This is a genomic window from Streptomyces sp. NPDC006197, from assembly GCF_040613865.1.
Taxonomy (GTDB): Bacteria; Actinomycetota; Actinomycetes; order Streptomycetales; family Streptomycetaceae; genus Streptomyces.
The window spans coordinates 1-6,194 of sequence record NZ_JBEXSZ010000249.1 but is presented as its reverse complement, the minus strand read 5'-3'; the positions used below and the strand labels follow the sequence as shown (position 1 = coordinate 6,194).

5 protein-coding genes and 2 pseudogenes are annotated in these 6,194 nt (G+C 66.0%); 3 read left to right on the top strand and 4 right to left on the bottom strand.

The features are described from left to right. Positions 1-114 precede the first annotated feature (114 nt). Together ABZ318_RS38680 and ABZ318_RS38675 are read right to left on the bottom strand one after the other, a co-directional pair. Positions 115-618 carry a hypothetical protein gene (locus ABZ318_RS38680; RefSeq protein WP_356907100.1) on the bottom strand — a complete coding sequence of 168 codons (504 nt, stop codon included), beginning with the start codon at positions 616-618 and terminating at the stop codon, positions 115-117. Positions 619-899: 281 nt separating this feature from the next. Continuing rightward, a complete protein-coding gene (locus tag ABZ318_RS38675; protein ID WP_356907099.1) occupies positions 900-1,355 on the bottom strand; it encodes a hypothetical protein in 456 nt (151 codons plus the stop codon). Positions 1,356-1,432: 77 nt separating this feature from the next. On the opposite strand from ABZ318_RS38675, the gene ABZ318_RS38670 reads away from it, so the two are divergent. Together ABZ318_RS38670 and ABZ318_RS38665 are read left to right on the top strand one after the other, a co-directional pair. Next, on the top strand, positions 1,433-1,654 hold the full coding sequence (locus ABZ318_RS38670; protein ID WP_356907098.1) for a hypothetical protein: 222 nt from the start codon (positions 1,433-1,435) through the stop codon (positions 1,652-1,654). A 245-nt stretch (positions 1,655-1,899) separates the two neighbouring features. Further along, positions 1,900-2,670 carry a transposase gene (locus ABZ318_RS38665; RefSeq protein WP_356907097.1) on the top strand — a complete coding sequence of 257 codons (771 nt, stop codon included), beginning with the start codon at positions 1,900-1,902 and terminating at the stop codon, positions 2,668-2,670. A 239-nt stretch (positions 2,671-2,909) separates the two neighbouring features. Here ABZ318_RS38665 and ABZ318_RS38660 read toward each other — a convergent pair whose 3' ends face one another. Together ABZ318_RS38660 and ABZ318_RS38655 are read right to left on the bottom strand one after the other, a co-directional pair. Then, on the bottom strand, positions 2,910-4,013 hold the full coding sequence (locus tag ABZ318_RS38660; protein ID WP_356907096.1) for a PIN domain-containing protein: 1,104 nt from the start codon (positions 4,011-4,013) through the stop codon (positions 2,910-2,912). Positions 4,014-5,033: 1,020 nt separating this feature from the next. Continuing rightward, positions 5,034-5,170 (bottom strand): annotated as a pseudogene (locus ABZ318_RS38655) (CorA family divalent cation transporter); the annotation flags it as partial. On the opposite strand from ABZ318_RS38655, the pseudogene ABZ318_RS38650 reads away from it, so the two are divergent. Beyond that, positions 5,163-6,101: pseudogene (locus ABZ318_RS38650) on the top strand (hypothetical protein); the annotation flags it as partial. The pseudogenes ABZ318_RS38655 and ABZ318_RS38650 sit on opposite strands and share 8 nt — an antisense overlap. Positions 6,102-6,194: the final 93 nt, after the last annotated feature.

Sequence of the window (6,194 nt, the reverse complement as noted above, 5' to 3'; positions counted from 1 at the left end):
ATCCACGGCCGGGAGTTCCTCTTCGCCACGAACGGCCCAACGAGCATCCAAGCTGACAGTCACACCATCAGTGGCTTCTGTTAGGACCTCTAAGGGCTGTCCCGCAATGACCGCTCATAGCTCCGGGAACGGTGGGGTGTCATCCATCTCCTGCAGAAACTTCTGAGCAGGCGTCGCTTCCTCTGACCGTATGGAGGAGGCAACGCCCTCGATGACGGACCGGCCCGCGTACACGGCTGTCCTTGAGGCTGCCTCCCAGCCGGGTTGCTGCCGGTAGCTCGCGTTGTACTTGCGGTCATGCGCTGCCGCAGCGGCAGAGTGCCACTGGTCGGTCCGGCAGATGCTTCCCAGAAGGTCTAACAACTCGGCCTTGCAAGCAACGTGCGGGGACCCGACCAGTTCAAGAAGGAACGGCACCGTGGGAGCTGTCGCCTCGCCGACGACGAAGCCCAGCGCACAGATGGCGTCGCCCAGGTCATCGATGGCGATGCGGGCCGTGTCCTCATCCCCATATGCGATTCGGGACAGCAGAGGTGGGATACCGCCGGCCGCGGCGCCTGTCGCGTCGTGCAGTTCTCCCCAGCGGATTCCGGAGACGCTCCTCAACAGACTTCCCACGTCCTGCTCCTCGTCAGATCGTCGTCCCGGCCCTGGCGGTGCCTTGAGCATGGTGCAGCTAGTGCTGCATCAGCCAACGTTTGCCCTGCACGTACGTCGAGACATGGATGCCAGCGGCCACCCGACGCTTGGCTGGCCGCCGGAGGCGATCGAGGAGTACCGGTCGCAGCAGCTTCAGGAGTAGGCGTCAGAGGCTTGACCAGCCGAGGAGAAACAGAACCCCGCGGACGTGATGCCCACGGGGTTCTGCCCTGCTCGGCCGGCCGAGTGGGAGGTCTACGTCACTTCCCGCACTTGACCTTGAAGCCGTCCAGCAGAGCCTTGCCGGCATCGGAGCTGTCACGTACATACACGCTACCGCTGATGCTGATCGAGGTGTCACTGGTCGAGATGGGCTCGCTGCCGGTCCGCTCGTTGCGGGTGTCCTCTCCAGCGACCGTCCAGATGATCTGGGACTGATCCTTGTTGAACTCGCCGGTGCTGGTCACGTCCGGCTTCTCATAGACACCATCGCAGTCGTACTCATGATGCGAGACGCTGTTGCCCTTGACAACCAACTGGCCGAGGTCGGACGTGCCGTTGACGTCCTTGATGTAGTAGGTACCGTCGCGCTTGCTGCCGCTGGCGCTGTCGCTGCTTCCGCTGCAGGCGGTGAGTATGAGCGAGCCCGCGGCCAGGGCCCCGATGGACACGGCGATCTTGGCCTGCGTCCTACGAGTGGTCCTGGTGATGCCCATGGCGTTCCCCGTTCGTTCGTTCTGGATAGTCGGTTTGAGATAGAAGGCGAGTCAAAATATCCTATGGATAGCTGGCTTTGACTGACCCGGACCGCCTGTCAGGCGCCTTCTCGGAGGTTGTCGAGCCGATGCTCAGTCAGCGCGAGCGCGACTTCGGCCTGATTGAGCGCGTGTTCGCCGTCCTGGATGCGTCAGTGCAGACGCTGCACGGGCGGGGCGTCTGCTCCTTTGGCAGCCAGGTGGCCGAGTTCACGCAGCTCCGCCTACGCTCCCTGCATCTGTTCCTCGCGGTGTGCTGACCGGACCCTGAGGCGGCCGGCCCGCTCTTCCCACCTTCGTTGCGCGAGGGGATGGTCAACGGCATCAGCCACGAGGACCTTCGGGTCCTGCTCCATCTGGAGGAACAAGAACGCTGCCGACGAACGGCTACGCGATCTCGTCAAGGGCGAACGTTGCCTGATGTGGCATTAGGAGTGAGGTCCTGACCAGGCGGCCCGTGACGGGGTGGTGCTACAGGGCCCCGGCTTGGCGTCATGATCTTGCTGTGACTGGAGTGATCACGGCGTCGGCCCCGTCCTGGATAGCCCCGTTCACTGGGCTGAGCCCGCGCCGTTTCGACAAGCTGGTGACCGCGCTGCGCAGCGAGGGGGCCGATGAGGTGCGGCGGGGCCGGCCGTGGGGGCTGCCGCTGGAGGACCGAGTGCTGCTGGTCACGACGTACTGGCGGACAAACTTGACGCTGCGCCAACTTGCCCCGCTGTTCGGGGTATCGAAGTCTGCGGCCGACCGCGTCATCAGACACCTCGGCCCCTTGCTTGCGCTCCGGCCGCGCAAGCGGTTCCGCAAGAACACTGTGTTGATCGTGGACGGAACCCTGGTCCCCACACGCGACCACACGGTAGCCGAGCAGTCGAAGAACTACCGCTACTCCACGAATCACCAGGTCGTCATCGACGCCGACACCCGCCTCGTCGTGGTGGTCGGCCAGCCCCTGCCAGGCAACCGCAATGACTGCAAGGCATGGGAACTGTCCGGCCCCAAAGCCGCCGTCGGCCGCACCACTGTGGTCGCCGACGGCGGCTACCGGGGCACCGGTCTGCTCATCCCACACCGTCGCGAGCGCGGGCAGAGCAAACTGCCTGCCTGGAAGGAAGAGCACAACGCCTCCCACCGCCAGGTCCGTGCCCGTATCGAGCACGCCTTCGCCCGGATGAAAGCCTGGAAGATCCTTCGCGACTGCCGATTGAAGGGCGACGGTGTCCATCACGCGATGAGCGGCATCGCTCGCCTGCACAACCTTTCCCTCAGCGGATAGACAAGCGGACCGAACCCGGCCCGCCTCGCGCGCACCTGCTCGAAGAGCCTTTACGGGACAAGCCTTAGCTTGGGTTTTTACCGTCGGGTCTACTGGGTTATTGCTTCGTAGGCTGCGAGTTCCTCGGGGGCGCCCACGAAGACGGGACTGCAACCTGCCTCGAAGGCCCATCCGCGGCGCCGCCCCGCAACGGCCGCGGCATCGCTGGCAGCTCCGGCAAGCCCCGCGTCAGATGGGCGTCATGAAGGCAGCTCGCGCTCCCAGGGATGCAGCAGGAGGCGCCGCTCGATCTCCGTCAATGCGCGTACCTGGTTGCGAGCCATCTCGACGGCCCTCGCACCATCAGCTGCATCGAGGGGGCCCGCCGCCTTGATACGCAGGGCGACTGGAGCCCGGTCGTGTTGCAGGCCGATGAGGAGCGGGACCTGCATGGAGCAGGCGATGGTGCCGGACGCTCCCAGCGCCATGTTCAACCCCGCGGTCGTGACCTGGGCTGTCGCAGTGCTCCAGATCTCGTCACCGATAGCGTAGGCCTTGATGTCCTCGATCGATTCGACCTGCACGAATGGAGCGAACTTCCAATTGCGCAACCAGGTCCATGATCGCTCGCCTCCGGTTGCGTCGAACAGGGACGCCTCGAATCCGGCCTGTGCACTGTCAGCCAGAAGGTCGTGGATCTGCCGGCCAAGAGCCCGCTCGGACCCCTTCGCGAGGACAGCGGCCTTGACGGCCTCGGGGTCCACCTGGACCTCACGAGTGAATCGCTCGACGACCTGGTCCAGAGACGTGAGGAGCGCAAACCGGTCGCCTAGCTCTTCCACATCCTCGAACATCGGATACTCGTACACGGTCCCATCGCCGAAGTCCTTCGTGTTGGAGCTGACGAAGTAGACCGTTTCCTCGGGGTTGTTCCTTGCGTATTCGACGGCGGACAGCCAGATGGCCGCGTCCCGTCCTCCCGTCTTGCCCTGCTTCTCGGCCTTGGCCGGCGGGAGGCCGCTTATCTCGCGGCGCATCGCTTCCCGAAGGGCGGCCTCACTCGTGGGGATCGTCCCGACGAAGTCGGCGTACTTCTTCCGCCAATACCCTCGGACTTCCTCCGGCGCGCACGCTTCCAACACGGGCTCCATCTGCCACGGCGTGACGCTGCGGAGGGAGCCGAGGGCCTGAGCAGCCGCGTCGTGCTGCTTCAGGTACTTCGCGACCTGCTGGCCGGCGAGCTCCTCAACCACCATCCACGGCGCGGCGACCCCGACCCCGGACTCTCTGATCGCCCGCAGGAGATCAGCACTGCTGCTTTCAAGGCCGCATCCGCGCAGGATGCACGTGTCGAAGATGATCACGGGTGATGCTCCGTCTCCCGGTTCTGAGGCGTACGGGCACACCCTCTCAAGATCAGAACCCTTGGCGCATCGGGATTCCACGGAACTCGTCACCGCTGGAAGGGGACGACGAGGAAGAAGGCTTCTGACATCTACTCGCTGGTCATCCCGGCGCTTCCGCGGCAACGCCCGGCTGCGGCCGGGTCCGCGTACCCCAGCGGGCAAGAGATGGGCTGGCGGCCGCCAGCCATGTCCGAGAAAAGCAATGGAGCTTCCCGTGAACGACTTCCTGCCTGACACGTACGTGGCAGCCGAAGTGGCTGCCACCGCGCTTCGCGCCCGTACTGATGGTGGAGATCATGACGTTGCCGTGGTGATGGGTTCCGGCTGGGTGTCGGCCGTCGCGGAGTTCGGAGCGCCGGAGTACGACCTCCCGATCACCGAGATCCCCGGCACCTCGTCCGCAAGCGTCCGCCGGCTTCGGGCCCGGGGGTGCGGGGTTTGGCCGCGGGGGCGGATCAGGTCGCCGGAGATTCGGCGGCGGATCGTGGAGGGGTGCCCGCCCGCCTGTCGCTTCGGCTTAACCACAGTTCCCGACGGTGGGTGGGTCCCAGGACTGCAGCTGCAGGATCCGCGCCACCTGTCGGCGCAAATTCCTCTCCAGGGGCGCCTGCTGAGGTAGGCCACCTCACCGGCCCGGCCCGCTGTCACTCACGGTGATTTGCCGCGACGTCGACGAGCCGTCCAGAGGGTGGCGAACCGTCCGGCGAACGGGCTTGATGGCGTAGGTGCGAGGTGCTGCTGACGGTCCCGTTCTCCCCAGATCCTCCCCAGCGCTTCCGGATCCCCCAAAGGCCAGCTCAGAGGGACTGTGGAGGGGAGGGCGAGGAGATCACCCGCATCACTTCTCCCCAGGGACTCCCCAGTGATCGATATGGGCGTTTCGGGTGGAAGTGCAGGAGTAAACCGTGCGCACCGCGCGTGTGGCTCAGATGCCTCCTGTAACCAGTCCCGCCGCTTGGAGAGTACATGCAAACTGACTCATACCACCCCATCAGGCCGATGGTGAAGGGGTATCCGAGGTTCCACTGCAGCTCCCGCATGGAGTTGAAGTTCATGCCGTAAATAGTTCCCACGAGTATGGGAGCAAAGAGGCTGGTGGCCCAGGACGAGATCTTCAAGGACACCTCCGGCGGCGCCTACTTCTACCTGGACGACCGGGACCGGGTCGTCCTCGCCGACTCCCGGCAGCACGTCCTGCGCATCGCCCACCGCCAGAAGGCCGACGGCGCCTGGGAGTTCGTCGTCGAGGACGACTGGGACCTCACCTCCCTCGTGCCGCACGACTGCGTCACCTGGACCAACCTCTTCCCCAGCGGCGTCTGCGACCCCGTCACCTCCGTCATGCCGGACTGGGACGGCCGCATCTGGTGGGTGACCCGCCTCGGCCGCGTCGGCACCGTCGACCCCGCCACGGGCGCCCTGCGCGCGATCCGGCTCGACGGCGAGGAGATCCAGAACTCCTTCTCCGTCGCCGAGGACGGCGTCTCCGTCGTCACCGACCACGCCCTGTACGCCTTCCGCGCCGACGCCGACGGCGTCCCCCGCGTCCGGTGGCGCGAGACGTACGACCGGGGGACCGGCACCAAGCCCGGCTCGGTGAACCAGGGCTCGGGCACCACCCCCGACCTCTTCGGCACCCGGGACCAGTACGTCGCCATCACCGACAACGCCGACGACCGGATGAACGTCCTCGTCTACCGCAGGGGCGCCGACGTGCCCGCCGCCGAGCGGCTCGTCTGCAAGGTGCCCGTCTTCGGATCCGGCGCCTCCACCACCGACAACTCCCTGATCAGCTGGGGCGACAGCCTCGTCGTCGAGAACAACTACGGCTACGAGAACCCGAGTACACTCCTCCTCGGCCGCAGCGTCGTCGGCGGCGCGACCCGGATCGACGTCCGCGCCGACGGCAGCGGCTGCGACACCGTCTGGGAGAGCGACGTCCGCTCGCCCTCCACGGTCCCGAAGCTCTCCACCGCCAACGGACTGCTCTACTTCTACGAGAAGCGCCCCAACGCCTGGGGCATCGACGCCTGGTACCTCACGGCGCAGCCAGAACCTCGCCGTCCAGCGCATCGAGGAGGGCTTCTGGGCCCGCGAGATCACCCCGGTGACCCTGCCCGACGGTTCCGTCGTCTCGAC